Here is a 24,175-nt window from a genome sequence, read left to right as displayed (position 1 = left end):
GGCTGACACGAAACAGGTCGATACAGAAATAGGGGGACATCTGTGGCTGAATCAGTTGTCGTAGAGGAGCCGAGCTTTCTCGACAAGCAGCGGGCAGCGCGGCCGTGGCTCGATCACCTTGTTCGAGCGGGTATGCGATTCCAGAACCAGAAGGGCGACTACTACGCCGCCGGGATCACGTACTTCAGCGTCCTCGCTTTGATTCCGATCATGATGGTTGCGTTCGCGGTGGCCGGTTTCGTGTTGGCCGGCCACCCCGAATACCTGACTTCGATTCAGGAAGAGATCACCAAATCCATCCCCGGCAGCCTCGGTGACACCATCAACAGCTTGATCGACTCGGCAATCGACTCTCGCGCCAGTGTTGGTGCGGTAGGCCTTCTGGTCGCGTCGTACGCGGGTCTCGGCTGGATGGCCAATGTCCGCGACGCGCTCACCGCGATGTGGGAGAGCAAGCGTGACTCCAAAGGGTTTGTCAGAACCAAAGTCGGCGATATCGGGGCACTGCTCGGTCTGGGCGCAGCCTTGGTTATTTCACTCGGCATGTCGGCGCTCAGCAGTGGGCCGGTAGCGCGTCAGGTTGTCGTGTGGCTCAACCTCGAGAACATCACCGGCGTCGGCGTCGGACTGCGAGTCTTGTCGACGGTGCTGTCGATTCTGGCAACCTGGGCGGTGTTCCTGTGGGTGATCGCACGATTGCCCCGTGAACCGGTGAATCTACGCAGCGCCGCCAGTGCGGCACTGATGGCGGCTCTCGTATTCGAAGTGTTCAAACAGGTTGGTGCGATCTATCTTTCGGCGGTCAGTAGCGGCCCGGCCGGCGTCGCATTCGGGCCGATTATCGGTTTGCTCGTATTCGTGTTCACCGCTTCGCGCATGCTGCTGTTCTGCACCGCCTGGGCTGCGACGACCAAGAAAAGCATGGCACTGGCCTACATTCCGCCGCCCGATCCGGCAATCATCGCGCCGCGGGTTGTCGTCAGCGAAGGGGTGTCACCGTCACGCGCAGCGGCATTGATCGGAACGGGCGCTTTGGCGGGTCTCGGACTGTCGGGGCTCGTGCGCAGAAAGAATCGCTAGGCACGCTTCTGGCGTAGCAGTGTTCGGGGGAGATGTGGGTGCATCGGTGGATAGATCAGGCTGAGTGTGGATGCCAGAGTGAAGTAGCTGCGTAGTAGTCGGAAACAGAGGTACGCGGGAATGTACTTCACCGAACTCGGACGCCAGATCAAACAGACGACGACGGTCATGATCATCGACATCCCCAACAATGTGGCCACGATGGGCTGCCATTGCAGGGTCGTGAACGTCGATTGGAACGCCAATCCGGCGATTGTGGCGAAGAGGAGCAGTGGCGCGAGCATCGCGCGTCGGGCAGCGTTGACCAAGTTGAACGGAAGCACGAAGGTGCCGATCATCGTTTGTCGGTCGAACAGAATCGCGCGATTGCGTGCGGTGAGGTGGTAGATACTGCGGAACCATCGTGTTCGCTGTTCACGTAAATGGGCATAAGAGGCGGGGGTTTCGCTGTAGTACACGGCGCTCGGATCGGCCACGCTGTGATAGCCGGCGGCGGCCAGTCGCATGCAGATGTCGGTGTCTTCGCCGTTCATTCCCTGCACGATGCCGCCGACTTCGAGCAGTTGACTCCGGCGGTAGATGGCGAACATGCCGGGAATGCCCATGACGCCTTGGTAGCCGTCGAGGGACACCTGGAAGAAGCCGTGGCGCATGTACACCTCGATCAATCGGCATTTGTCGATCCAGGTTCTTTCCTCGCGGGGCATCGGTATCCCGCCGACGCAGCCGACAAGCGGGTTGGCGAAGTGGCGCATCGCGGTCTCGAGGCAGCGCGGCCCGATTACCGTGTCTGCGTCGATGCGTACGACGAACTCTTCCGTGATGTGCTCGATTCCCAGGTTCAGTGCAATGGCTTCCCCGGGGTCGGGCAGTCGAGCACGGTGCCGGTGATGTTGGTGCACTCGCGGATGATCCGTTCGGCGACATCGTGTGTGGAGTCGGTGGAGGCATTGTCGACGACGTAGAGATGGATTTGTCCGGGATAGGTCTGGGCGGCTTTGTCGACGGCGACGATGGTGTCCTCGATGTCGTGGGCCTCGTTGTGGGCGGGAACGAGAATTGCTGCGGGCGGCGAGAACTCATGGCGGCGTGACTTTTTCAGTGCCCGTACGCCCAGCGCTGCAGTCGAGACTGCCAGGAGCTGTTGCATCAGGAACACACCCGCGCCGATACCGCCGAGTATCGCCCAGCTTTTCAGGACTTCGACGAGGTCGTAGAGAACGTTGAGTGCGATCGCTGCACCCGCGATCGCGAATACCAGGCAACCCGCCAGCTTGAGGAAGGCGCTCAGGGGTATTCGCGGGTCGAGGGGCAGTGGGCCTTGGGGTGGTAGTTGAGCTTGCCGCAGGATGGTGTGCGGGAAGATGCCCAGTGCGATCAGCCCCGAGATCATCTGGGCTCCGAACACGGAGATCGAGATGATCCCGGCCTCGTGGAGTAGCCACGCGAGAGTATCGATGACGATGCAGAACAGTGCGTACTTGCCCAGCAGGGACACTCCGATGAAGACTCTGCGCCAGATATTCGAGTAGGCATGGATGGCGTAGGTCAGGAAGAACATCACGAGAAACAGTCTCAGCGGGAAGACAACGGTTCCTCGCCCGTCTGACAGGATGACCAGGTCTCGTGGCAGGTGGACGAGACCGGAATGAATCAGAAGTGTTCGGATGCACATGGCGATGATCGACAGTCCTGCGAACGTGACCAGGAATCCGTTGGTTCCGCTCGGCGGACGATCGACGGCATAGTCCGCCGGCGCACTGTCGACCGACCGGAAGTGGTCGATGACCGCTCCGGCCTCGTGTGGATCGTGCTTGACGTCGGTCATCGGGGTGCGATCACCCGTGCGGGGGAGTTGGGAGCGGTGGTGCCGTCGGTATTGACCACAAAACTGCCCTGCGACGTGACGACTCGAGCGGATTCGCTGCCGAAGTCCGGCACGGGTATGGTCCCGGGCTTCCCGACGTACTCGATGACCAAGCCGCCGGCACCTGTTGTGCTGGTGGCCGTTTCGACGATCATTCCGTCGTCGAACGCAGTGATGTCCAGTGCGGGGTCGGCGGATCCCGAGCGAATGCGGCCGTCCTCGATCCGTACCGGCGGGTTCACTTCCGGGCTTTGTCCGATCAGCACGAACGGTCTGCCCGGCGCCGGAGCGGAATTCCAGAAGAACTCCGGATCGTATTGAGCCGGAATGAATTTCGTCAGAGTTGGAATGGCGGCATTGAGTTCGTCGACTGCACTTGTTTTCGCGGAGTCCGGCCAGTAGACGGCAAACCCAGGGGCCAGCGCCCGCGGGAGCGCCGTGAATCCCGTCCCGAGATCGTCACCGAGAAGGAGTGCCGAGGTGGGCTGGAGTTGTATGGGATAGGTGGTCACGCGCACGTCGCAGCCGCCGAGGTCGCGGTCGCGTTGGACGGTCAGAGTCAGGGTGTTCTCCAGCAGTTGCGCCGCCGCGGGCAAGGAGACGACGGCCTGTGTCGACTGCCCGTCGAGCCTGCGACTGTCGACCAGTTGCCCGTTGAGCTGGACGTTGAGAATCCAGGTGAGATCATCGGGCGAGGCAGGGAGCGCCATCGCTACCCGAATCGATTGCGGCAGACGGCCGCCGGGCAAGTCGGCAAGTGAGTAGCCGATCCGCCATCGGTGGGCGTCGGCAATGGTCGTGGCGGAGGTGTCTGCGCCAAGCGTATTCACGCCGACCTCGGTGCCGACAGCCGGTGAAGTGTCGAGCGCCCGTGGATCGCTCCGTTCCGAATCGGCGGTGGCTACCTCGGGGAGGGTGAGGAATCTCGAGATCAGGGCTCCGCTTGGCGCGAGCACTCCGATGACAGGGGAGTCGTCGACTGTTCCGAGCACGATACCGTCGCTTGCATCGGTCTCGCCGGACGTGGACCAACCGAGGTCGGTTACCTTGTCGGCCGGGCCGATGAGCAACGCATTCTGCGCATCGGAACTCGGAACGGCATCCGAATAGGTCACCTCGTACCCGGCGCGGGTCAACGCGATTCCCATCTGCGCCGCCGTCGTACGCCACTCGTCGTTCTGATCGGCAAGCACGATTGTGACGCGACGATCCCACGAGACGACCGCATCCCGCACGGTGTGTACACGCTCGGTGAGGGCCGCCTCCACCACGCTCGCAGGATCGAGGTGTACCTGCATTCCGGCCGAATGGTCAGGGGTACACGTCCGGTTGTCCAAGGTTCCCTCGATCTGGACCTGAACACGGACCTGACCGTCGCTCGACAGTCCTTCCGGGACATCGACAATCACGTCGAGTCCGTTGTTCCCTCGTGCCACCTCACTCTTGTAGACCTGCTGCCCATCCATTCTCACGATCAAGAAGACAACGCTGTCCTCGGCCACCTGCGTCGTTCCGGTCAAACGGAGACGAGTCTCGCGGCGCGCCGAGTCGGCGGGGAAGGTGACGGCAAAACTCGTCGACGGGGAATCGTCGGTGAGCCAGACGCCGTCCTCGTAGCCGGCGCCCGACAACGATTTTGTGTAGTGACGATCCGCCGGAACGTCCAGGCTCGTATCGTCCACGTCGCGGGTGAACCACAGCGGCCGTACCAGCACGAAGACCAGCAGAAGTGCCAATGCCACACCCAGGATCCACCACGCGGAACGTGGAACGGTCCGGCCGCGCTCACCCCGGAAGTACCCGGATTCCGGAGCAGCAGGTTGCGCTTGCCGCTCGTCGTCGGGCTCGCCTCCGCCGCTCACTCGACCTGCTCCGTAGCCACCGATCTCCGGTTCCTGTTCCAGTAGGAGGTGCACGGAATTCGGCTCACGTCGACGCGATCGGTGTATTTCTGGGCGATCTCGACCGACTCCTTCAGAAGGCCGGTGACCAATCTGGTCGGTTCGAGACCCAGCCCGATCAATGTATCGTTGCGGGCGCTGAGCTGGTTTTCGTCGGCTTCGGCCCGCGGATTGGGCACCTCACTGATGTCCGCGCCGACCGTCTGGGCAACCAGGTGGGCCAGATCTGCCACTCTATGGGTTTCGGTCACCTGGTTCATCACGCGTACCCGGCCGTCGACGGAGGCCGCGGTTTCGGCGGCCAATCGTATGCAGCGCACTGTGTCCCGGATATTGATGAAGGCTCGCGTTTGCCCTCCTGTCCCGTGCACGGTGAGCGGATGGCCGACTGCGGCCTGCACCAGAAAGCGGTTGAGCACCGTCCCGAAGTCGCCGTCGTAGTCGAAGCGGTTGATCAGTCGTGGATCGAGATTCGTCTCGTCGGTTTGAGTACCCCACACGATCCCCTGATGCAGATCGGTGATGCGCACGCCGTCGTTGCGCGCGTAGAACTGGAACACCAACTGGTCCAACGACTTGGTCAGGTGATACACGCTTCCGGGGGCAGTGGGGTAGAGGATTTCGCGGGTATGCGAGTTCCCGTTCCGGTCGGGGTAGGTCACGGTGAGATACCCCTCGGGTAGATCCACCGGTACCGACTCGTACCCGTACACACCCATCGTTCCGAGATGGACTACATGAGCGTCGATGCCCGTGTGCACGAGCGCGGCCAGCAGGTTGTGAGTCGCATTGAGATTGTTGTCGACCGTGTAACGCTTGAGGTCCGGTGATTTCATCGAATACGGTGCCGCCCGCTGCTCGGCGAAGTGCACGATCACCTCCGGACGGAATGTATTCAGCAACTCCGTCAACGCCTCGTAATCGCGGGCGAGATCGAATTCGACGACGTCGATGCGGTGCCCCGTCACGTCGGCCCATGCCCGAACTCGCTCTGACAGGGGGGGAAATGGGAGTGAGTGACTGCACTCCGAGTTCGTCGTCGATTCGTCGCCGAACGAGACTGTCGGCGATCGTCACCTGATGTCCGTGCGCCGAAAGATGAAGCGCGCTCGGCCAACCGCAGAATCCGTCACCGCCGAGGATCAGTATTCGCATTGTTCACCTTTCATGCGCGAGAGCGGGATTCGGCCGTCATGTCCGTGCGGATGCTGCGACACCGGTGAGTAACGACACAATCGCGATCCCGATCGTGAAATATATTGCTGCACTGCCGATTTTCGAGGCTGTTGTCGCCGCGACGGTGAACGGCCACAGTGTGGCGGCGATCGTCGCGAGCATGCCGATCCACCCGAAGAAGTTCGACGCGCGTGGCGTCGAGACGATGAGAACATGCAGAAGCGCGGTGGCGACGAGAGCTGCGACGGCGGCACCGACGGCGAGGGAACCTGTTTGGGAGTTCCCCAGGGTTGTCGCGGGTGTGATCACCGGAGTGTCGAGAAGTCCTCGCACGATCAGCAAACCGACAACTGCGGTCAATGCCGCAACCAGTGCCGTTGCAGCTCCACCTGCCCAGAGTCGCGTGGCATTGACCGTTGGGGCCGTTGGTCTTCCAGCTGGAATCTGGCTCATCGGGCGGCTCCTTCGCCGATACGGACGTAGGTGATCTGTCCACACTGTATGCCGCACGGACGCGCCCACTTTCATCCTCAACGGGTGAATTGCATGTGGATCCCTGGGCGAATCACCCCTCCTGGGTGAGGCCGCTCCACCGCCGCAGATGAGACGCTGCTCGGTAAGTCCGATCCGAACATGGCACGATGGAAGGGATTTTCATGAGCATTCAGGCAGATGCGAGTGCGAGTGTGCAGTCTGCGCACAAGGAAGCATTGCGGACCCTTCCGTTCGGGGACGGTCAGGATCTTGCTGATGTGGAGCGGGGCTTCATCGCGTCGTTGTCCCCTGGGGTTGTGACGGATGCGGACGGGGAAGCGGTGTGGGACAGTGACGCATTCGGGTTCCTCGAGCAGGACTGCCCACCCACGGTCCACCCCAGCCTGTGGCGTCAGTCGAAGTTGTGCGCACGTCAGGGCCTATTCGAAGTCACCGACGGCATCTACCAGATCCGTGGCCTCGACCTGTCGAACATGACTCTGATCGAAGGCGATACCGGAGTGATCGTCATCGATCCGTTGATCTCCGCCGAAACCGCCGCCGCCGGGTTGACGTTGTACCGCGAGCACCGCGGCGATCGGCCGGTGACCGGAGTGATTTACTCCCACTGCCATATCGATCATTTCGGCGGCGTCAAAGGTGTCACCACCGAAGAGGACGTTGCCGCGGGCCGTTGCCCCATCCTGGCACCGAAGGGGTTTGTCGAGCATGCCGTCGCCGAGAACGTGTACGCGGGAGCTGCCATGGCCCGCCGGTCCGCATACATGTACGGCGCAGCACTGCCTCGGGGGGATCGGGGCGCGGTAGGGGCCGGGCTCGGTCCCACCACCTCGACCGGAACTCCGACCCTCATCACGCCGACCGTCGATATCGACCACACCGGTCAGACCGCGACGGTGGACGGGGTTCGGATCGAGTTTCAGCTCACTCCAGGTACCGAGGCACCCTCGGAGATGAACTTCTTCTTTCCCGACCGCCGAGCGTTGTGCATGGCCGAAAATGCCACTCATACCTTGCACAACCTGCTTACGCTGCGAGGTGCGCTCGTCCGGGACACGCACATCTGGGCGAAGTACTTGACGGAATCGATCAATCGGTACGCCGAGGGCACCGATGTGCTATTCGCCTCGCATCATTGGCCGACATGGGGAACCGAGCGGCTCACCGAGTTCCTGTCCATCCAGCGCGACCTGTACGGGTATCTGCACGATCAGACCCTGCGGGCGATCAACAAGGGGTCCAACGGGATCGAGATTGCCGAGGAGATCGAACTCCCGCCGGCAGTGGCCAAGGCCTGGCATACCCACGGCTACTACGGTTCGGTCAGTCACAACGTCAAGGCGATCTACCAGCGCTACATGGGTTGGTTCGACGGAAACCCGGCCAAGCTGTGGGAGCACCCTCCCGTCGAATCAGCGAAACGGCATGTCGAATTCATGGGCGGCGCCGACGAAACGCTGCGCAAGGCCCGCGATTCCTACGCCGGCGGTGATTTCCGTTGGGTTGCACAGGTATTGAACTACCTGATCTTCGCCGAGCCTGATAACGCCGAGGCCAAGGCGCTGCAGGCCGACACCCTCGAACAGCTCGGGTACGGATCCGAAAACGGCACCTGGCGCAACTTCTTCCTCATGGGTGCGTACGAGCTCCGCAACGGGTCGGTCGGGACACCGATCGTCACCGCATCGCCGGATATTTCGGCTGCGCTCACCGTCGAGCAGGCCTTCGATGCGATCGCTCTCCGGGTGGACGGGCCCAGCGCCTGGTCTGCGAACATCACGATCGACTGGCACATCAGCGACGAGGGTGTCGTGCACCGCAGTCAGCTGCGCAACGGTGTCCTGGTGCATTTCGACGTCGACGGGCCTGTGTCCGACCCCGACGCCGTCTTCACTCTGACACGACCCGATCTACTCACCGCGCTGCTGGGAGGCAAAGGTCTGGACGAGATGATCGCCGACGGCACCGTCCAAACAGGCGGAAATGCGCAGAGCGTGACCGAACTGATCAGCTACCTCGACAGCCCTGACCCCGATTTTGCGATCGTCACGCCGTAATCACGGCACAGGTCAGTTACGGCGTCGACGACTCAGCACGATCGCCCCGAGAATCAGACCGATGACGACAACGGTCCCGCCGACGGCGACGGTAGTGCGCGCCGTCGAGCTGAATCCGGGGTCCGGGGAGGTGCCGGCCGCGGACACTGCGGCGGGTGCCCCCGGCGTCGTGGCGGCGGTGACCTTCGGTTGGCTGCGGTCGGTCGAGGTATCGGTCAGCGTTCCGACGGTCATGGTGGAGGACATGCCGAATCCGTAGTCGAGAAGGCGGGCTGCCTGCTCCCACGGACGGATAGGTTGTGCTTCGCCGCCCATCAACGTGACCAGTAGGGTTCGGCCGTTCCGCTCAGCCGCACCGACGTAGGTATGACGGGCGTCGTCGGTGAAGCCGGTCTTGCCGCCCAGCGCTCCGTCGTAGTTGTAGAGCAGTTGGTTGTCGTTCGCGAGGGTGAAGCCTGGCCGGTCCTGATCGTCGGGGATCGTGGGGTCCTTCGGGAAGCCCGGAAATTGAACCGTCTCGGTGTGGATCAACTCGGCGAACGTCGGATTCTGCAGTGCCGCATGGAATATCACCGCAAGGTCGTAGGGGGAGCTGCTCATTCCCGGGCCGTCCAGACCGGAGGGTGTCGCGGTGCGGGTGTCGAGTGCACCGAGTTCCAGGGCCAGGGCGTTCATCTTCTTCACGGCGGCGTCGTCACCCCCGAGCTGACGGGCCAGGGCGTGGGCGGCATCGTTGCCCGACGCCATCACCAGCCCCTGCATGAGCTGCCGGTTGGTGTAGGTGCCGTCTTTGCCGAGTCCGACGGCGCTGCCTTCGGCATTTGCGTCCTCCGCGGTGGCGGTGACGACGGTATCGAGATTCAACGTGTCGAGCGCGACGAGCGCCAGAAGCATCTTGATGGTGCTTGCGGGACGGTACCGGCCGTGCGGATCTTTAGCGGCGAGCACGTCACCGGTTTCCGCGTCGGCGACCACCCAACCGGAGGCGGCGATGTCTGCGGGCAGTGGCGGCGCGCCGGCCGGCAGGACGACCCCGCAACCGCCGAGTCGATCCCCGCCAACCGGTTCGTCCGGTACCGGCACGGGGGCGGGCACGGTTGCTCCGGGCGCGGGAACCTCCGAGAGGTCTACAGCGGGAGCCGGCAGGCTCGTGAACGGGCAACTATCGGTATTGGGCGTGGTGAACGGTGCCGACGTTGTCGGTGGTGGTACCGGTTGGGCGAGTGCAGTACCTGCAATTCCAGACATTCCTCCGATTCCGGAGATCACTGTTCCGGCAACAACCACTGCACACGCTCGACGCCACATCATCGTTATCCGAGGGTAGGCGCATTGCGCGTAACCGCCGAATCGCCGTGCCGTCTGCCACAGTGGAAGGGTCAGTTTTCGATCGGTGCATAACGTCAAGGGCAGGGGATCGGTATGGGCAAGATTGTGGTGACGGAATTCGTGTCTCTGGACATGGTCATGGAGGCGCCAGGCGGTGAACCGGGCTATGCGCACACAGGATGGGTCTTTCCGTATCAGGAGGGCGACCAGATGAAGTTCAAACTCGACGAAACCCTCGCCGCGGACGTTCTCCTGCTCGGTCGACGGACCTACGAGAGTTTTGCCGGCGCGTGGCCTGAGCGTGAAGACGACCAAGGCTTCGCCGACAAGATGAACGAGATGCCGAAGTACGTCGTCACAAGTTCGACTGAGCCGCTCGAATGGAACAACTCGACGGCGCTCGAGGGCCCCATCGAGGAGTCCGTGCCGAAGCTCAAGGAACAGATCGACGGCGAAATCCTCGTAGCGGGAAGCCGGACTCTCGTTCACGCATTGCTGTTGGCCGGCCTGGTCGACGAGCTGCGCCTGATGGTTTTCCCGGTCATCCTCGGGTCCGGTGGAAAGGTGTTCCCGGAATCGGAGGACAAGATCGTGCTCGAGTTGGTGGAGGACCGTCGCTACGAATCCGGCGTGCAAGTTCTGACCTATCACCCGAAGGTCGCTTAACCGGCAACAAAAAATGCCCCTCCCGAAGACGGGAGGGGCATTTCTCTGTTCGAAAGATCTAGCGAGCGAACAGCAGCGCGCGCTTGACTTCCTGAATCGCCTTTGTCACCTGGATGCCACGGGGGCATGCGTCGGTGCAGTTGAACGTCGTGCGGCAGCGCCACACGCCGTCCTTGTCGTTCAGGATGTCGAGACGCTCGGAAGCGGCCTCGTCACGGCTGTCGAAGATGAACCGGTGTGCGTTCACGATGGCAGCGGGACCGAAGTAGCTGCCGTCGCTCCAGTACACGGGGCACGACGTGGTGCAGCATGCGCAGAGGATGCACTTGGTGGTGTCGTCGAAACGAGCACGGTCGTGCTGGCTCTGGATGCGCTCACGAGTGGGCTCGTTGCCACTGGTGATGAGGAACGGCTTCACGGCGCGGAACGCGTCGAAGAAGGGTTCCATGTCGACAACGAGGTCCTTCTCCACCGGCAAGCCGCGAATGGGCTCGATGGTGATGGTGACCGGCTTGCCGTCCTTGGGGAGCATGTCCTTCATCAGGATCTTGCACGCCAGGCGGTTGACGCCGTTGATGCGCATGGCGTCGGAGCCGCAGACACCGTGTGCGCAGCTACGACGGAACGTGAGGGTGCCGTCGAGGTAGCCCTTCACGTACAGCAGCAGGTTGAGCATGCGGTCGGTGGGCAGAGCTGGGACCTGGAAGCTGTCCCAGTGCTGACCGTCGCCCGATTCCGGGTTCATCCGCGCGATCTTGAGGGTCACCATGACGGCGCCTTCGGGGACCGGGGGGAGGGCTGGTGCTTCTACAGCAGGCGCAGACATCAGTACTTACGCTCCATCGGCTCGTAGCGGGTCTGTACCACCGGCTTGTAGTCCAGACGGATGTCGGAGAGCAGGCCGTCGCCCTCCTTGTATGCCATCGTGTGCTTCATGTACTCGGCATCGTTGCGATCCGGGAAGTCCTCACGAGCGTGGCCGCCGCGTGATTCCTTGCGGTTGAGCGCACCGACGACGGTGACCTCTGCCATTTCGAGCAGGAAGCCTAGTTCGATGGCTTCGAGCAGGTCGCTGTTGTAGCGCTTGCCCTTGTCCTGAACCGTGATGTGGTTGTAGCGCTCCTTGAGAGCACGCACGTCCTTGAGTGCCTGGGTGAGGCGCTCTTCGGTACGGAACACGGATGCGTTGTTGTCCATCGACTGCTGGAGTTCGGAGCGGATGTCCGCAACGCGCTCGTGGCCGTGATCGGACAGGATGACGCCGACCCAGTCCTCGACCATGGTGGCCGGGGCTTCGGGCATGTCGACGAACTCGGTGGAGTTCGCGTACTCGGCGGCAGCGATGCCGGCGCGACGGCCGAACACGTTGATGTCGAGGAGCGAGTTGGTGCCGAGACGGTTTGCGCCGTGCACGGAGACGCAGGCGCATTCGCCGGCAGCGTACAGGCCCTTGACGACCTCGTCGTTGTTGCGCAGAACCTCACCGTTGATCTTGGTGGGGATACCGCCCATGACGTAGTGGCACGTCGGGTAGACGGGCACTGGCTCTTTGACGGGGTCCACGCCGAGGTAGGTGCGCGAGAACTCCATGATGTCGGGGAGCTTCTCGTCGAGAACTTCCTCGGGGATGTGCGTCACGTCGATGTAGACGTAGTCCTTGTTGGGGCCGGCGCCGCGGCCTTCGAGGACTTCGAGAACCATCGAGCGGGCGACGATGTCACGCGGCGCGAGGTCCTTGATGGTGGGGGCGTAGCGCTCCATGAAGCGCTCACCGTCGGCATTACGGAGAATGCCGCCTTCACCACGAACAGCTTCCGAGATCAGGATGCCGAGTCCGGCGAGTCCTGTCGGGTGGAACTGGTGGAACTCCATGTCCTCGAGGGGAAGTCCCTTGCGGAAGATGATGCCCATGCCGTCACCGGTGAGGGTGTGTGCGTTGGACGTCGTCTTGTACATGCGTCCCGAGCCGCCGGTCGCGAAGATGATCGACTTGGCGTGGAAGATGTGCAGTTCGCCGGTCGAGAGTTCGTAGGCGATGACGCCGGTGGCAACCGGGCCGTCCTCGGTCTCGGTGATGGCGATGTCGAGTGCGTAGAACTCGTTGTAGAACTCGACGTCGTGCTTGACGCAGTTCTGGTAGAGCGTCTGCAGGATCATGTGACCGGTGCGGTCGGCGGCGTAGCACGCGCGGCGAACCGGGGCCTTGCCGTGATCGCGGGTGTGGCCACCGAAGCGACGCTGGTCGATCTTGCCTTCGGGCGTGCGGTTGAACGGCAGGCCCATCTTCTCGAGGTCGAGCACCGCATCGATGGCTTCTTTTGCCATGATCTCGACGGCGTCCTGGTCGGCGAGGTAGTCGCCACCCTTGACGGTGTCGAAGGTGTGCCACTCCCAGTTGTCTTCCTCCACGTTCGCCAGTGCGGCGCACATGCCGCCCTGGGCCGCGCCGGTGTGGCTGCGGGTGGGGTAGAGCTTGGTCAGTACGGCCGTGCGGGCGCGGGGGCCAGCCTCGATTGCCGCACGCATGCCGGCGCCGCCGGCACCGACGATGACCACGTCATAACGATGTTCCTGCATGAAGTCTGTGCTCCCCTAGCTCGCCGAGATATTGGGGTCGAAGGTGAAGATGACGTACGTGCCCAGGGCCATGATCAGGATCATCGAGAGTACGAGGATCGTGGTCAGCCAGAAGCGCGTGGAGTCCTTGCGGGAGTAGTCCGCGATGACCGTGCGCAGACCGTTACCGCCGTGCAACTGTGCCAGCCAGAGCATCGTCAGATCCCAGATCTGCCAGAACGGGCTGGACCAGCGGCCTGCGACGAATGCGAAGTTCAGACGGTGAACACCACCGTCGAGCATCAGCATGATGAACATGTGGCCCAGGACCAGGACGATCAGGGCAACGCCGGAGAAACGCATGAACAGCCATGCGTACAGCTCGAAGTTGTTCCGCGCCTTGGCCCGCGGCGAACGCGGGTTGTCCAGGCTGGCAGGACGGTCGTATGAGGTACCGAGGCTCTTGGCTTCGGGTCCGTGAGTAGTCGCCATGTCAGTGCTCCGCAAACATGTTGATGAGGATGCGTCCGGCGCCCGGGATCATCACCAGGAACCAGATCGCCAGAATGGTCCAGAGCATGACGCGCTGGTACTTCGGGCCCTTCGACCAGAAATCCACGAGCATCACGCGCACGCCGTTGAGGGCGTGGTAAAGGACCACACCGACGAGGCCGATCTCCATGAGACCGACGACGGGGTTTTTGTACGTGTCGATGACAGCGTCATACGTGTCGGGGTTAACCCGCACGAGAGCCGTATCGAGAACGTGTACGAATAGGAAGAAGAAAGTTGCGACGCCTGTGATCCGGTGTAGAACCCAGGACCACATTCCGGGGTCGCCCCGGTAAAGCGACCTCGTGCGCTCCTTCTGAGGAGCGGCTTCAGTCGTAGTACTCATCGAGTGCTGTGCCTCCAACGTCATTGGTGGACGCGCCGAGCCTGCAGAGAGCTTCGAGGTACTCAGCCCGGGCTCGACGGGATCCTGAACCGACTTGACTCAGACTCTAAACCCTGGTGAATCCGGGAACTAATCAGATGCGGGATTCGTACACCTACCAAACTCTTTGTAAGGTTTGCCTTTCCAATCTTCATACCGGCCGTATCGTGTCGTTTCTGCATGCATTCAGTTGGCGTGATTGGATTGTGAACCATGGGTGAAATCGACTGGAAGTTGTTGCGCCACAACGCGCAAGTGGTGATGCGTCGGGCCTACGCCCCGTACTCCGGATATGCGGTAGGTGCCGCGGCACTGGTGGACGATGGTCGAATCGTCTCAGGATGCAATGTGGAAAATGTCTCATACGGTTTGAGTCTGTGTGCCGAATGTGGACTGGTGAGTAACTTAGCGGCCACCGGCGGAGGACGCTTGATTGCCTTCTCGTGCGTCGACGCGGACGGCGCAATACTGATGCCGTGCGGACGGTGCCGACAGCTCCTACTCGAGCACGGTGGCGGAGAACTTCTGGTCGACACCTCACAAGGGCCGCGCCCACTCGCGGAATTACTCCCGGACGCTTTCGGGCCGGAACAAGCGGAAGGACTTCGCCATGTTTGACGCCGTGTCGATCATCAGAGCAAAACGTGACGGTCGGGAGCTCTCGGGCACCGAGATCGATTGGATCGTGCAGGCGTTCACCGCGGGAGTTGTGCCGGACGAGCAGATGGCGGCCCTCGCGATGGCGATCTACTTCCGCGGGATGACGCGCTCGGAGACCGGCCGCTGGACGCGGGCGATGATCGAATCCGGCGGCACCATGGACTTTTCGGACTTACCGATGGCGACAGTCGACAAGCATTCGACCGGTGGTGTGGGAGACAAGATCACACTTCCGCTGGTACCTCTGGTCGCCGCGTGCGGTCTTGCTGTTCCGCAGCTGTCGGGGCGTGGACTCGGCCATGCCGGTGGAACTCTCGACAAGCTCGAGGCGATCCCGGGCTGGCGTGCCGACCTCACCGCGGCCGAGATGGTGGAGATCCTCGCGAACCCGAAGATCGGTGCGGTCATCTGTGCTGCGGGCGCGAACCTCGCGCCGGCGGACAAGAAGCTCTATGCCCTTCGCGACGTGACCGGATCGGTGGAATCCATTCCCCTGATCGCGAGTTCGATCATGAGTAAGAAAATCGCCGAAGGAACCGGTGCTCTCGTGCTGGACGTGAAGGTCGGTTCGGGTGCGTATATGAAGGAACTCGGTGACGCGCGGGAGTTGGCGCGCACCATGGTTGAACTGGGCAACGACGCCGGTGTGCGCACAACGGCATTCATCACCGAGATGGGTACGCCACTCGGCTTGACCGCTGGCAATGCACTCGAGGTGCGCGAATCCGTCGAGGTGCTGGCGGGCGGCGGACCTGCCGACGTCGTCGAGCTCACCCTCCTCTTGGCTCGGGAAATGTTGTCGGCGGCCGGAATCGACGATGTCGATCCCGCGCAGAAGCTGGCCGACGGCAGTGCGATGGATCGGTGGCGCGCCATGATCGACGCGCAGGGCGGCGATCCGGATGCGGACTTGCCCGTGGCTCGACACACCGAAGTCGTCACTGCCGACCGCGACGGCGTCCTCACTCGACTGGACGCCATGGGCGTCGGTATCGCAGCGTGGAAACTCGGAGCGGGGCGCGAGCGCCAAGGTGACGCAGTACAAGCCGGTGCGGGTGTGCAGATGCATGCAAAGCCTGGTGACGTGGTCCGTGCGGGACAGAAGCTACTGACACTGCACACGGACACACCCGAGCGATTCGACGCCGCACGCCGGAGTCTCGACGGCAGTTGGGCAATCGGGTCCGAATCCGACACAGTGTCGCGACCGCTGCTCATCGAGCGAATTGTGGGTGACTCGCGTTAGCTTATGTTGCATGAACGCACCGGTGTTGAACTCGATTCGTAGCGCGCCCAAAGTTCTACTGCACGACCACCTCGACGGTGGTCTGCGTCCGCAGACAATCCTGGAACTGGCAGAAAATTGCGGATACACGGATCTGCCGGCACATACTGCTGCCGAACTCGCCCAGTGGTTTCGAACCGCCGCAGACAGCGGGTCGCTCGAGCTGTACCTCGAGACGTTCGCGCACACCGTGGCCGTCATGCAGACTGCCGAGGGACTCTCGCGCGTGGCACAGGAATGTGCCGAGGATCTGGCCGACGACAACGTGGTTTACGCGGAGGTGCGGTTTGCACCCGAACAGCACCTCGAACAGGGCCTGACGCTCGACGAGGTAGTCGAGCACGTACTCGAAGGATTCCGGGCGGGGGAGTCCGCGGCCCAGGCCCAGGGGCGCAAGATTCAGATCGGCTGTTTGCTGACCGCCATGCGCCATGCCGCCAGGTCCCGCGAAATCGCCGAACTTGCCGTGCGATTCCGTGACCGCGGTGTCGTCGGATTCGACATCGCGGGTGCCGAGGCCGGGAATCCGCCGAGTCGCCACCTGGACGCCTTCGAGTACATGCGGGATGCTAACGCGCACTTCACCATCCATGCCGGTGAAGCGTTCGGGTTGCCGTCGATTCACGAAGCCATCGCATTTTGTGGAGCCGACAGGTTGGGGCACGGTGTGCGAATCGTGGACGACGTCACTGCCGTCGACGGTAGCCACGAGCTGGGCAGGCTCGCGAACTTCGTTCGAGACATGCGCATCCCGCTGGAGTTGTGCCCGAGTTCGAACGTCCAGACCGGCGCCGTGGCTGCCCTGGCCGATCATCCGTTCGGACTGTTGGCAGACCTACGGTTCCGGGTCACCGTCAACACCGACAATCGGCTCATGGGTGATACCAGCATGAGTCGCGAAATGGCGGCGCTCGTCGAAACATTCGGTTACGGCTGGACCGACCTCGAACGATTCACGATCAACGCCATGAAGTCTGCGTTCATCCCGTTCGACCAGCGTCTCGCGTACATCGACGACGTCATCAAGCCCGGGTATGCCGTGTTGGTCGGGTAGCAGTACTGATCGGCGGGCGCCGTTTACTCGGGACGCAGGCGTGTCTCGAACTCACGCTCGAGTTCGCGCCACCCCTCGGATTCCTTGGTGAACGGCGCACTGGGAGCCATCCGGGACGGATCGGGATTGAGCAGGTACGAGACGTACCACCCGAGCTCGTTCGACGCGGACAGCGCTTCCTCGGTGGAGTCGTCGTCCGCGAAATCGGCTGCATCGGTGAACAATTCGACAGCAAGCTCGAGTTGTTCGACGTCCACGGCGTCCGGGCCCTGGGCAAGATCGTCGGCGATGCCGGGCAGAACGTAGACATTCTCGTCGGTGACTTCGATGTCGAGTGAACCGTCGACTGCGGCATTCTGGATCACGCCGTACGTGCTGACCTGTGACAGATCGTGCTCGTGATTGTCGGCAAGGTAGCGAGCGAGCGCGCGCTCGGACCGGAAGACGGTGATCAACCCGTCCTTTCCGAGGAAGATTGCCTGGTCACCCATGTAGCAACGAAGGGTGTAGAAGGTGTCGCCGGAGGTGATGATGCGGACCGGATCGACGCCGACCTCGCCCCAGAACGTCTCGATCTCGTCGTCGTCCTCGTCGAGTTCGTCTTCGTCGAATTCCTCGTCCTCGCCTTCCTCGGCGACGTCGTCCGCATCGACGGTGTTCTCGGCGGCTGCGAGGAGTTCGGCTTCGGCGACTGCGACGGCAGCGGCATCAACCTTGGGCGATGTCACGACGGTGTCGATCGCGTCGAGAACCTTGTCCCAGTCCTTGGCGATGGCTGCGCCGACCTGGTCCCAGATCTCGAGTCCTTCACGACCCTCGAAGGCGCTCGCGCCCGTCGCGAGTGCACCCAGGATCGGGTGGCCGCTGAAGAACCGGATCACGGAATCGAGTTCGCAGACCTCGCCGATATTGCGGGCCATGTTCAGGGTGTCTTCGAGTTCGGAGACAACCAGCGGTTCCGGGTCCCCGGCAGCAAGTTCCGGTACTCCGACGAAGTCGAACGTGAAGTTCTCCTCCGGTTCGAGTTCCGCGGCGGAGAGACCGGCAACAACACTCCAGGCGGGGTGGTCGACCAAATCGTTGTCGGTATCGGTGCGGATGAATGCGGCGAGTTCCGCGACCGAGGCAAACCCGTACAGGTCTTCCTCATGACCGAGGAAGGCCTCCCATTCGTCGTCGCCCTCACGCCACCGCGGCGCCCACAACGTGACGAGGTCTCCACTTGTGAGACCGATTTCGATCGGGACGATATCTCCAGCCATGGGCGGAAGCCTATCGACCCGACCGCCCTGCGTATAGCGCGGGTTACTCACACCTCGCCGAGTGAGCGACCCAGTTGATTCATCAGACGTTCACGTTCGACGTTGCTGCGGTGAACTGCCTGGTGGATGGTGGCGATAGTCAGTGCCGCGACGGCCTTCGGTTCCATAGTGGTTACGGCGTCGGTGATGGTCAGTTCGACCAGCGCGCCCATTCCGTCGACACAGGCGACAACCGTGCCGTCGGCGCTCGCGGCGGTCGCCCGGATGGCGTCGACGTCACCGACCGCATCCTGCATGAATCCGCACTGACTCTTGGCGCGCTCCATGATTCGGTCCATTTCGTTCATATCGATCGCATCCAGGTAGTGGGGGCTGTGTCGGTGTGCTCTTCGGCAGCTTGGGCGTCGGCCAATTGCTCACGTGTTGCGAGTCCCAGGGCGTTCACGATGTCGGCCGGAACCCCATCGGCTTCCAATTCGAGGCGGTGGCGGACGCCGGCCTCCATGGCGGCCCGGGCAGAGAGGGCCATGATCTCGGTGGCCAGGCGAGCACCGCCATAGCGTAATTCGCTGTGATGGATACGGATGTCGATGGGAATGCCCTGTTCGGTGGCCCGTAAGGCGATGGTTCCGCGGCGATTTGCCGCTACGGCGGTGATGACGCTCGGCGGGCGCGGTGTGTCCTGCATATTCGTGCTCATTTCACTCTGTGGGTCGGTAGAAGCCGTGAAATCCCATGCCGATGTTGGATGTTCGGACAGGGCTGACGCTGACCGGGTCTCCGGCTTCGACCATCTGGCCGTTGCCGATCACCATGGCAACGTGGCCGTCCCAGACTGCGAGGTCGCCCGGCAGAAGTTCGGACTGATCGACGGGGCTGCCGATGCCTTGTTCCTGGGCAAGGCGCGGAATATCGACGCCCGCTTGTCCGTAGGCCCATTGCGTCAAACCACTGCAGTCGAGGCCAACCCCAGGTGAGGTGCCGCCCCACTCGTATGGCACTCCTTGCTGGGTGAGTGCGTTGCGCACTGCTGCGGCGGCTTCGGCGTTGGGCGCGGTCGCAACAGAACCGTCGGGCAGATCGATCTGCAATCCAGCGCTGCCGGTACTGGCAGCAGAACCGGTTCCCGATTCCGGGTTGGTGACCCCGGGCGCGGGATCCGGCAGCGGGACCGACGGCACCAGAGCGGACATCTTGTCGGTGGACCCGGAGAGATCGCCGCGCATTCTCTCGGCGACGGATATTGCCTGCCCAAGATGGTCGAATGCAGCTGCAACGAGCATCAATTGGCCCGGCGGCGTCAGTAGGGCCGGACCGGCTTTGGCAGCGATCCCGAGAAACGACTGCAAGATGCCGTTCAGTTCGTTGATCCCGGCGGACACCGTCATGGTGGCCTCGTCGACAATTCCGGCGATGTCGGTGCCTTTACCGGTGAGTGTTCGAGTTGCCGCTTGGGTCTGTTCGGTCATTGTTGTCGCGGCGCGCATGCCCGCGGTGGATGTTCCGCCGCCGGACAGTTCCCCCAGTGCAGCGGTACCCAGTTGGTAGGCGATCTCCAGTACGTCCGACGCGATGCGGAGTCCGACTTCGGGTCCGTTCGAGTCGGTGACGCCAGAACCAAGGGTTGCCACCAGGTCGATGATCGGCCGGGCAAGGGCCTCGACGGGGATCATGTCCGCGCCGCTTCGACGATGGTGCTGCGAATCAACTCGTCTGTGCCCACGTACAGGTCGCGGGCGCTGTGTGTGGCGGCTGCGGCACTGGACACAACGGTGGCAAGACGGCCGAGATCGTCGATGTGAGTCTGTTGGGCTTCGCCGGTGACTCGGACGAAGTCCTCCGCAATCAATCCCAGGACTGCGCCGAGCGCAGTGTGATCGTGACGGGCCGCGTCGGCCTGGGCGCGGGCCACGGTGTCGGCGACGACGGCCAAGCGTGAACCGAAGTCTGTGATGTCTTCTGTGTGAGCTAGAAAATTGTCCAACTTCTCTTCCCCCCGTTGCGCTTACTCCTTTCTTGGACGCCGCCCGGGGCCGCTCGGTTCCCGAGGAACTATCCTCATGGTCATGCAAACGCACGTAGTCGACCATCCGCTGGCAGCGGCACTCCTGACGACAATGCGTGATGCACGCAGCGACAATGCGACATTCCGGTCGGCTCTGCGTCGGCTCACGCACATGCTCGTGTACGAGGCAATGCGCGACGCCGAGATCGAAGAGTTCCCCGTCGACACGCCGGTGGCAGCGACAACGGGAATTCGTCTGGCCAAGCCTCCGTTGCTGGTCCCAGTGCTGCGCGCCGGTCTGGGCATGGTCGAGCAGGCCAGTGCGTTGATCCCGTCGGCTGGTGTCGGCTTTGTGGGAATGGCGCGCGACGAGAAGACCCACGCGCCCGTTCCGTACCTCGAATCGCTGCCGGCTGATCTCTCCGGAATCCCGGTATTCGTACTCGATCCGATGCTGGCAACCGGTGGATCGATGGTTCACACGATCGACCTGCTCGTTGCGCGCGGAGCAACCGACGTGACAGCGGTGTGTGTTGTCGCGGCACCGCGTGGTGTCGACGCGCTTGCGGAGTCCGGCCACCCGGTTCGCCTGGTTCTGGCGAGCATCGACGACGGCTTGGACGAGAACGCTTTCATCGTGCCGGGCCTCGGCGACGCGGGCGATCGGCAGTTCGGACCGCGCTAGCCTACAAATTTTCTGCGAAGGCCCGGAGTTGTCTTGTCCGGGTCTTCGCTGCTGCCTGGGCGCCGGCGAGTTCGCTGCGGTTCGTTACCGGAATCACGACCTCGAGATAACACTTGAGCTTGGGCTCGGTGCCGGACGGGCGGACGACGATGCGCGTCGTCGCGCCGGTGAAGACCACCGCGTCGGTGCGCAGTGGCGAATCGACCGTCGCCAGATCTTCGAAAGCAGCCAGATCTTCGAAAGCAACTGCCTCGCCGCAGATTTCGTGCGGTGGATTGCTCCGAATGCGGTCCATGATCGTGGCGATGTCGGCAACGTCGTCGACTCTGCGGGAAACTTGGTCCCCGTGGTGGTAGCCGAATTCGAGGGCGTAGTCGTCGAGCACATCCAGCACGGTTCGGTCGGTGTCGGCAAGAGTGGCAACCAGATCGGCGACCAGGACGGCGGCCGAGATTCCGTCCTTGTCTCGGACGGCGTCGGGGTCGACGCAGTGGCCGATCGCCTCTTCGTAGGCGTAGACAAGGCCGTCGCCCGCGCGGGTCAGCCACTTGAATCCGGTGAGGGTGCAGGCGAATCGAGCGCCGCGAGTGGGAGCCAATTTCGAGAGCAGAGTAGACGACACGATGGTGGTCGTTACGAGGGAATTCGGCCGAGCCGCGGTGAGGACGTGGTCGGCGAGCAGCACGCCCGTCTCGTCTCCGCGAAGCATTCGCCACCTGTCACCGTCGCGCACCCCGACGGCGCAGCGGTCGGCGTCCGGATCGAGAGCGATCGCGAGATCGGCGTTCACCGTGTCGGCCAGCTCGAGAAGCGCATCGGTGGCGCCGGGTTCTTCCGGATTGGGAAAGGCGACAGTCGGGAAATCGGGATCGGGATCGAATTGCCCGGAGACTACGTGGACGTCGGTGAAACCGGCGGCGTGCAACGCGGCCAGTGCGGTATCTCCGCCCACGCCGTGTAGCGGTGTCAGTGCGATGCGAATGTTGCGGGCTTGCCCGTGTGGAAGCGTTGCGACGCGTCGTATGTAGTTTTCGATCACGGAGTTGCCCACCGGCGTCACCCGAGTTCTGGCAATGCTCGACGCGCCGCCGACCTTCGCGATCGCGCTTTCGATCTCGCGATCCGCCGGTGAGACCAGTTGGGATCCACCGTCGAGGTACACCTTGTAGCCGTTGTCCGCGGCGGGGTTGTGCGACGCGGTGATCTGGATTCCGGCGCTGGCGCCGAGTGCGCGAACGGCAAATGCGAGCACCGGTGTCGGTAGCGGGCGGGGGAGAAGAGTGACCTCGAATCCGGCGGCGGCCAGGACCTCGGCGCCGGCAGTGGCAAATGCTTCGGAACCATGGCGGGCGTCGCGGCCGACAACGATGTGAGAGCCACTGTGGCCGTGCGCGTTCAGCCACGCTGCGAGTCCGGCGGTGGTGCGGATGACAACAGCGACGTTCATCCCGTTGGGGCCGCCTCGCACCGGTCCGCGCAACCCCGCTGTGCCGAATGTCAGTGGAGCGGAAAAACGTTCGGCCAGTTCATGTTCGGAGAGCGATTCGAGTTCGCGCCTGGTGGCCGGGTCGGGGTCGGAGTTGATCCACTCCTGCGCCGCCAGGATCACAGTTCGCGGACCAGTTGGCGCAGCAGCGTTCCCACTCGGGTCGCGGACGCCTTGCCTGCCGCGAGTACTTCCTGATGATCGAGTGGTGCGCCGGTGATGCCCGCCGCAAGATTGGTGACCATCGAGATGCCCAAAACCCGTGCGCCCAGAGCGCGAGCCGCGATGGTCTCGTGGACCGTCGACATGCCTACGAGATCGGCGCCGAGGGTGCGCAGCATCCGGATTTCGGCCGGCGTTTCGTAATGGGGCCCGGGTAGTCCGGCGTATACGCCTTCGGTGAGTTCGGGGTCGATGGAGCGGGCGAGTGCTCGAAGTTCGGGGGAGTAGGCGTCGACGAGATCGACGAATTCCGCGCCCACCAACGGCGAGCGGGCCGTCAGGTTGAGGTGGTCACTGATCAGGACCGGCTGACCGACGGCGTAGTCCTCGCGGATACCGCCGGCGGCATTGGTGAGGATCACGGTGTCCGCGCCCGCTGCGATGGCGGTGCGAACGGGATGGACCACGGAGCTGAGTTCATGGCCTTCGTACGCGTGGGTGCGTCCGAGAAGCAACAGAACCTGGGTATCGCCGACGGTGACGGTTCGGATCCTTCCGGCGTGGCCGAGAGCCGACGGCGGAGCGAAGCCAGGTAGGTCGGCCATCGACACCTCGGCGGTGGGCTCACCGAACTGGTCGGCAGCGTCGGTCCACCCTGAACCGAGGACTACGGCGACGGAGGGCGGCGCGCTTCCGGTCATGGCGGACAGAGCGGCGGCGGCGGCTTCGGCGATCGTTCCCATGTGCGTTACCTTACTGACGAGTCGGGTCGGTTCGTCGGATGACCTACCGGGCATTACGCTGCCCTTCATGCCTTATCTCGAACGCGACGGCGACGTATTCATCCTGTACCTCGGAAACGAGGGAGAAACGGACAACGAGAACCGTTTCACCCCTGATTGGATCGACTCGGTGCACAGCGCACTCGACGAGGTCGAAGCGCACGAGGGGCCGGCTGCCCTGGTCACCACGGCGACGGGCAAGTTCTACACGAACGGCCTGGACACGACGTGGATCTTTGCCAACATCGACGGTCTTCCCGGGTACCTCGACAAGGTACACACGCTGTACACCCGCTTGCTGACCTTCCCGATGGCGACGGTTGCGGCGATCGGTGGCCACGCCTTCGGAGCGGGCGCGATGCTCGCGACGTCGCACGACTTCCAGATCATGCGCGCCGACCGCGGTTTCTACTGCCTGCCAGAGGTGAGCCTGAACATGCCGTTCACCGTTGGCATGTCGGCCCTGCTGAACAGCAGACTCCCCAAGCAAGCGGCCGTGGAGGCAATGACCACCGGGCGCCGATTCGGTGGTGCCGACGCACTATCTGCCGGAATTGTCCAGGAAACCGTCGAGGGTGATTCGGTGCTCGCGACCGCGGTGGCGAAGGCTGCTGCGCTCACCGCGACACACGGACCGAACCTGGCCGGAATCAAGGCCGGGATTCACCGAGACCTGTTGGTTGATCTTGGACGGGTGACTGACAAGAGCAACTTCTCGTTCGGGTGAGAC

The 24,175-nt window shown here is 63.0% G+C and carries 24 protein-coding genes and 1 pseudogene; 8 read left to right on the top strand and 17 right to left on the bottom strand.

From position 1 onward, the window contains the following. Nucleotides 1-42 precede the first annotated feature (42 nt). Entirely contained in the window at nucleotides 43-1,080 is a 1,038-nt protein-coding gene (gene yhjD, locus C7T36_RS03245) for an inner membrane protein YhjD (protein WP_045070706.1), read from the top strand. Here the strand turns inward: yhjD and C7T36_RS30435 are convergent. The 5 genes and pseudogenes from C7T36_RS30435 to C7T36_RS03225 form a co-directional block, all read right to left on the bottom strand. Then, nucleotides 1,077-1,982 (bottom strand): glycosyltransferase family 2 protein, encoded by a 906-nt coding sequence (locus C7T36_RS30435; protein ID WP_258190573.1) that lies wholly within the window; start codon nucleotides 1,980-1,982, stop codon nucleotides 1,077-1,079. The two genes, yhjD and C7T36_RS30435, sit on opposite strands and share 4 nt — an antisense overlap. Further along, nucleotides 1,922-2,908, bottom strand: coding sequence for a glycosyltransferase family 2 protein (locus C7T36_RS30430; protein WP_258190572.1), 987 nt, complete (start codon nucleotides 2,906-2,908; stop codon nucleotides 1,922-1,924). Before C7T36_RS30430 ends, C7T36_RS30435 begins: the two co-directional genes overlap by 61 nt. Next, nucleotides 2,905-4,809, bottom strand: coding sequence for a hypothetical protein (locus C7T36_RS03235; RefSeq protein ID WP_045070704.1), 1,905 nt, complete (start codon nucleotides 4,807-4,809; stop codon nucleotides 2,905-2,907). The genes C7T36_RS30430 and C7T36_RS03235 overlap by 4 nt, the downstream gene beginning before the upstream one ends. After that, nucleotides 4,806-6,003, bottom strand: a pseudogene (locus C7T36_RS03230) (NAD-dependent epimerase/dehydratase family protein). The gene C7T36_RS03235 and the pseudogene C7T36_RS03230 overlap by 4 nt, the downstream one beginning before the upstream one ends. Nucleotides 6,004-6,039: 36 nt before the next feature. Further along, on the bottom strand, nucleotides 6,040-6,477 hold the full coding sequence (locus tag C7T36_RS03225; RefSeq protein ID WP_045070702.1) for a DUF6069 family protein: 438 nt from the start codon (nucleotides 6,475-6,477) through the stop codon (nucleotides 6,040-6,042). A 203-nt stretch (nucleotides 6,478-6,680) separates the two neighbouring features. Here C7T36_RS03225 and C7T36_RS03220 point away from each other — a divergent pair, with 203 nt between their 5' ends. Continuing rightward, nucleotides 6,681-8,576, top strand: a complete 1,896-nt coding sequence (locus tag C7T36_RS03220) for an alkyl/aryl-sulfatase (protein WP_045071182.1) — start codon at nucleotides 6,681-6,683, stop codon at nucleotides 8,574-8,576. Nucleotides 8,577-8,588: 12 nt separating this feature from the next. On the opposite strand, the gene C7T36_RS03215 is transcribed toward C7T36_RS03220, so the two are convergent. After that, a complete protein-coding gene (locus C7T36_RS03215; RefSeq protein ID WP_045071181.1) occupies nucleotides 8,589-9,824 on the bottom strand; it encodes a D-alanyl-D-alanine carboxypeptidase family protein in 1,236 nt (411 codons plus the stop codon). 174 nt (nucleotides 9,825-9,998) lie between these two features. On the opposite strand from C7T36_RS03215, the gene C7T36_RS03210 reads away from it, so the two are divergent. Continuing rightward, complete coding sequence (locus C7T36_RS03210; protein WP_045070701.1) at nucleotides 9,999-10,571, top strand: dihydrofolate reductase family protein; 573 nt, start codon at nucleotides 9,999-10,001, stop codon at nucleotides 10,569-10,571. A gap of 58 nt (nucleotides 10,572-10,629) precedes the next feature. Here the strand turns inward: C7T36_RS03210 and C7T36_RS03205 are convergent, their stop codons facing one another. From C7T36_RS03205 to sdhC, 4 genes are read right to left on the bottom strand one after another with little or no spacing between them, the layout of a single operon-like run. Further along, nucleotides 10,630-11,397, bottom strand: coding sequence for a succinate dehydrogenase iron-sulfur subunit (locus C7T36_RS03205; protein ID WP_033231276.1), 768 nt, complete (start codon nucleotides 11,395-11,397; stop codon nucleotides 10,630-10,632). Then, entirely contained in the window at nucleotides 11,397-13,148 is a 1,752-nt protein-coding gene (sdhA, locus tag C7T36_RS03200) for a succinate dehydrogenase flavoprotein subunit (protein ID WP_033231275.1), read from the bottom strand. The genes C7T36_RS03205 and sdhA overlap by 1 nt, the downstream gene beginning before the upstream one ends. Before the next feature lie 15 nt (nucleotides 13,149-13,163). Continuing rightward, nucleotides 13,164-13,619 (bottom strand): succinate dehydrogenase hydrophobic membrane anchor subunit, encoded by a 456-nt coding sequence (locus C7T36_RS03195; RefSeq protein WP_033231274.1) that lies wholly within the window; start codon nucleotides 13,617-13,619, stop codon nucleotides 13,164-13,166. A gap of 1 nt (nucleotide 13,620) precedes the next feature. After that, nucleotides 13,621-14,025: a succinate dehydrogenase, cytochrome b556 subunit gene (sdhC, locus tag C7T36_RS03190; protein ID WP_072782401.1), complete on the bottom strand. Its 405-nt coding sequence runs from the start codon at nucleotides 14,023-14,025 to the stop codon at nucleotides 13,621-13,623. Nucleotides 14,026-14,277: 252 nt separating this feature from the next. On the opposite strand from sdhC, the gene C7T36_RS03185 reads away from it, so the two are divergent. The 3 genes from C7T36_RS03185 to C7T36_RS03175 are packed head-to-tail and all read left to right on the top strand — an operon-like array spanning nucleotide 14,278 to nucleotide 17,063. Further along, on the top strand, nucleotides 14,278-14,682 hold the full coding sequence (locus C7T36_RS03185; RefSeq protein ID WP_033231273.1) for a cytidine deaminase: 405 nt from the start codon (nucleotides 14,278-14,280) through the stop codon (nucleotides 14,680-14,682). Continuing rightward, nucleotides 14,675-15,970 carry a thymidine phosphorylase gene (locus tag C7T36_RS03180; RefSeq protein ID WP_045070699.1) on the top strand — a complete coding sequence of 432 codons (1,296 nt, stop codon included), beginning with the start codon at nucleotides 14,675-14,677 and terminating at the stop codon, nucleotides 15,968-15,970. The genes C7T36_RS03185 and C7T36_RS03180 overlap by 8 nt, the downstream gene beginning before the upstream one ends. 10 nt (nucleotides 15,971-15,980) lie before the next feature. Continuing rightward, nucleotides 15,981-17,063, top strand: a complete 1,083-nt coding sequence (locus tag C7T36_RS03175; protein WP_033231271.1) for an adenosine deaminase — start codon at nucleotides 15,981-15,983, stop codon at nucleotides 17,061-17,063. A gap of 23 nt (nucleotides 17,064-17,086) precedes the next feature. Here C7T36_RS03175 and C7T36_RS03170 read toward each other — a convergent pair whose 3' ends face one another. From C7T36_RS03170 to C7T36_RS03150, 5 genes are read right to left on the bottom strand one after another with little or no spacing between them, the layout of a single operon-like run. After that, nucleotides 17,087-18,325 carry a hypothetical protein gene (locus C7T36_RS03170; RefSeq protein WP_045070697.1) on the bottom strand — a complete coding sequence of 413 codons (1,239 nt, stop codon included), beginning with the start codon at nucleotides 18,323-18,325 and terminating at the stop codon, nucleotides 17,087-17,089. Between the two features lie 47 nt (nucleotides 18,326-18,372). Then, nucleotides 18,373-18,672, bottom strand: coding sequence for a YbaB/EbfC family nucleoid-associated protein (locus tag C7T36_RS03165; RefSeq protein ID WP_033231269.1), 300 nt, complete (start codon nucleotides 18,670-18,672; stop codon nucleotides 18,373-18,375). Further along, on the bottom strand, nucleotides 18,669-19,025 hold the full coding sequence (locus C7T36_RS03160; RefSeq protein WP_045070695.1) for a hypothetical protein: 357 nt from the start codon (nucleotides 19,023-19,025) through the stop codon (nucleotides 18,669-18,671). Before C7T36_RS03160 ends, C7T36_RS03165 begins: the two co-directional genes overlap by 4 nt. Nucleotide 19,026: 1 nt before the next feature. After that, nucleotides 19,027-19,998, bottom strand: a complete 972-nt coding sequence (locus tag C7T36_RS03155; RefSeq protein ID WP_045070694.1) for a C40 family peptidase — start codon at nucleotides 19,996-19,998, stop codon at nucleotides 19,027-19,029. Next, nucleotides 19,995-20,309 (bottom strand): hypothetical protein, encoded by a 315-nt coding sequence (locus C7T36_RS03150; RefSeq protein ID WP_045070693.1) that lies wholly within the window; start codon nucleotides 20,307-20,309, stop codon nucleotides 19,995-19,997. The genes C7T36_RS03155 and C7T36_RS03150 overlap by 4 nt, the downstream gene beginning before the upstream one ends. A gap of 82 nt (nucleotides 20,310-20,391) precedes the next feature. Between C7T36_RS03150 and upp the strand changes: the two genes are divergently transcribed. Continuing rightward, nucleotides 20,392-21,015, top strand: a complete 624-nt coding sequence (gene upp, locus C7T36_RS03145) for a uracil phosphoribosyltransferase (RefSeq protein WP_033231521.1) — start codon at nucleotides 20,392-20,394, stop codon at nucleotides 21,013-21,015. A gap of 1 nt (nucleotide 21,016) precedes the next feature. On the opposite strand, the gene C7T36_RS03140 is transcribed toward upp, so the two are convergent. Together C7T36_RS03140 and C7T36_RS03135 are read right to left on the bottom strand one after the other, a co-directional pair. Continuing rightward, the gene (locus tag C7T36_RS03140) at nucleotides 21,017-22,462 is read right to left on the bottom strand and encodes a phospho-sugar mutase (RefSeq protein ID WP_239654815.1); all 1,446 of its coding nucleotides are present in this window, start codon (nucleotides 22,460-22,462) and stop codon (nucleotides 21,017-21,019) included. 158 nt (nucleotides 22,463-22,620) lie between these two features. Next, nucleotides 22,621-23,406 carry a purine-nucleoside phosphorylase gene (locus C7T36_RS03135; RefSeq protein WP_033231520.1) on the bottom strand — a complete coding sequence of 262 codons (786 nt, stop codon included), beginning with the start codon at nucleotides 23,404-23,406 and terminating at the stop codon, nucleotides 22,621-22,623. 67 nt (nucleotides 23,407-23,473) lie between these two features. On the opposite strand from C7T36_RS03135, the gene C7T36_RS03130 reads away from it, so the two are divergent. Continuing rightward, the gene (locus C7T36_RS03130) at nucleotides 23,474-24,172 is read left to right on the top strand and encodes an enoyl-CoA hydratase-related protein (RefSeq protein WP_033231264.1); all 699 of its coding nucleotides are present in this window, start codon (nucleotides 23,474-23,476) and stop codon (nucleotides 24,170-24,172) included. The last annotated feature ends 3 nt before the right edge of the window (nucleotides 24,173-24,175 follow it).

It is taken from the genome of Rhodococcus sp. AD45-ID (genome assembly GCF_003023755.1).
In the GTDB taxonomy this organism is placed as follows: Bacteria; Actinomycetota; Actinomycetes; order Mycobacteriales; family Mycobacteriaceae; genus Rhodococcus_F; species Rhodococcus_F globerula.
Note: the sequence above shows the minus strand (reverse complement) of the source record. Positions and strands in the feature narration are given on the sequence as shown.

Excerpts from the sequence above, each read along its gene's own strand:
- C7T36_RS03175 (WP_033231271.1), top strand. The coding sequence starts at position 15,981 with ATGAACGCACCGGTGTTGAACTCGATTCGTAGCGCGCCCAAAGTTCTA.
- C7T36_RS03205 (WP_033231276.1), bottom strand. The coding sequence starts at position 11,397 with ATGTCTGCGCCTGCTGTAGAAGCACCAGCCCTCCCCCCGGTCCCCGAA.
- C7T36_RS03195 (WP_033231274.1), bottom strand. The coding sequence starts at position 13,619 with ATGGCGACTACTCACGGACCCGAAGCCAAGAGCCTCGGTACCTCATAC.
- sdhC (WP_072782401.1), bottom strand. The coding sequence starts at position 14,025 with ATGAGTACTACGACTGAAGCCGCTCCTCAGAAGGAGCGCACGAGGTCG.
- C7T36_RS03180 (WP_045070699.1), top strand. The coding sequence starts at position 14,675 with ATGTTTGACGCCGTGTCGATCATCAGAGCAAAACGTGACGGTCGGGAG.
- C7T36_RS03160 (WP_045070695.1), bottom strand. The coding sequence starts at position 19,025 with ATGAGCACGAATATGCAGGACACACCGCGCCCGCCGAGCGTCATCACC.
- C7T36_RS03210 (WP_045070701.1), top strand. The coding sequence starts at position 9,999 with ATGGGCAAGATTGTGGTGACGGAATTCGTGTCTCTGGACATGGTCATG.
- upp (WP_033231521.1), top strand. The coding sequence starts at position 20,392 with ATGCAAACGCACGTAGTCGACCATCCGCTGGCAGCGGCACTCCTGACG.
- C7T36_RS03225 (WP_045070702.1), bottom strand. The coding sequence starts at position 6,477 with ATGAGCCAGATTCCAGCTGGAAGACCAACGGCCCCAACGGTCAATGCC.
- C7T36_RS03155 (WP_045070694.1), bottom strand. The coding sequence starts at position 19,998 with ATGATCCCCGTCGAGGCCCTTGCCCGGCCGATCATCGACCTGGTGGCA.
- sdhA (WP_033231275.1), bottom strand. The coding sequence starts at position 13,148 with ATGCAGGAACATCGTTATGACGTGGTCATCGTCGGTGCCGGCGGCGCC.
- C7T36_RS03170 (WP_045070697.1), bottom strand. The coding sequence starts at position 18,325 with ATGGCTGGAGATATCGTCCCGATCGAAATCGGTCTCACAAGTGGAGAC.
- C7T36_RS03165 (WP_033231269.1), bottom strand. The coding sequence starts at position 18,672 with ATGAACGAAATGGACCGAATCATGGAGCGCGCCAAGAGTCAGTGCGGA.
- C7T36_RS03140 (WP_239654815.1), bottom strand. The coding sequence starts at position 22,462 with ATGAACGTCGCTGTTGTCATCCGCACCACCGCCGGACTCGCAGCGTGG.
- C7T36_RS03220 (WP_045071182.1), top strand. The coding sequence starts at position 6,681 with ATGAGCATTCAGGCAGATGCGAGTGCGAGTGTGCAGTCTGCGCACAAG.
- C7T36_RS03135 (WP_033231520.1), bottom strand. The coding sequence starts at position 23,406 with ATGGGAACGATCGCCGAAGCCGCCGCCGCCGCTCTGTCCGCCATGACC.
- C7T36_RS03215 (WP_045071181.1), bottom strand. The coding sequence starts at position 9,824 with ATGTCTGGAATTGCAGGTACTGCACTCGCCCAACCGGTACCACCACCG.
- C7T36_RS03185 (WP_033231273.1), top strand. The coding sequence starts at position 14,278 with ATGGGTGAAATCGACTGGAAGTTGTTGCGCCACAACGCGCAAGTGGTG.
- C7T36_RS30430 (WP_258190572.1), bottom strand. The coding sequence starts at position 2,908 with ATGACCGACGTCAAGCACGATCCACACGAGGCCGGAGCGGTCATCGAC.
- C7T36_RS03130 (WP_033231264.1), top strand. The coding sequence starts at position 23,474 with ATGCCTTATCTCGAACGCGACGGCGACGTATTCATCCTGTACCTCGGA.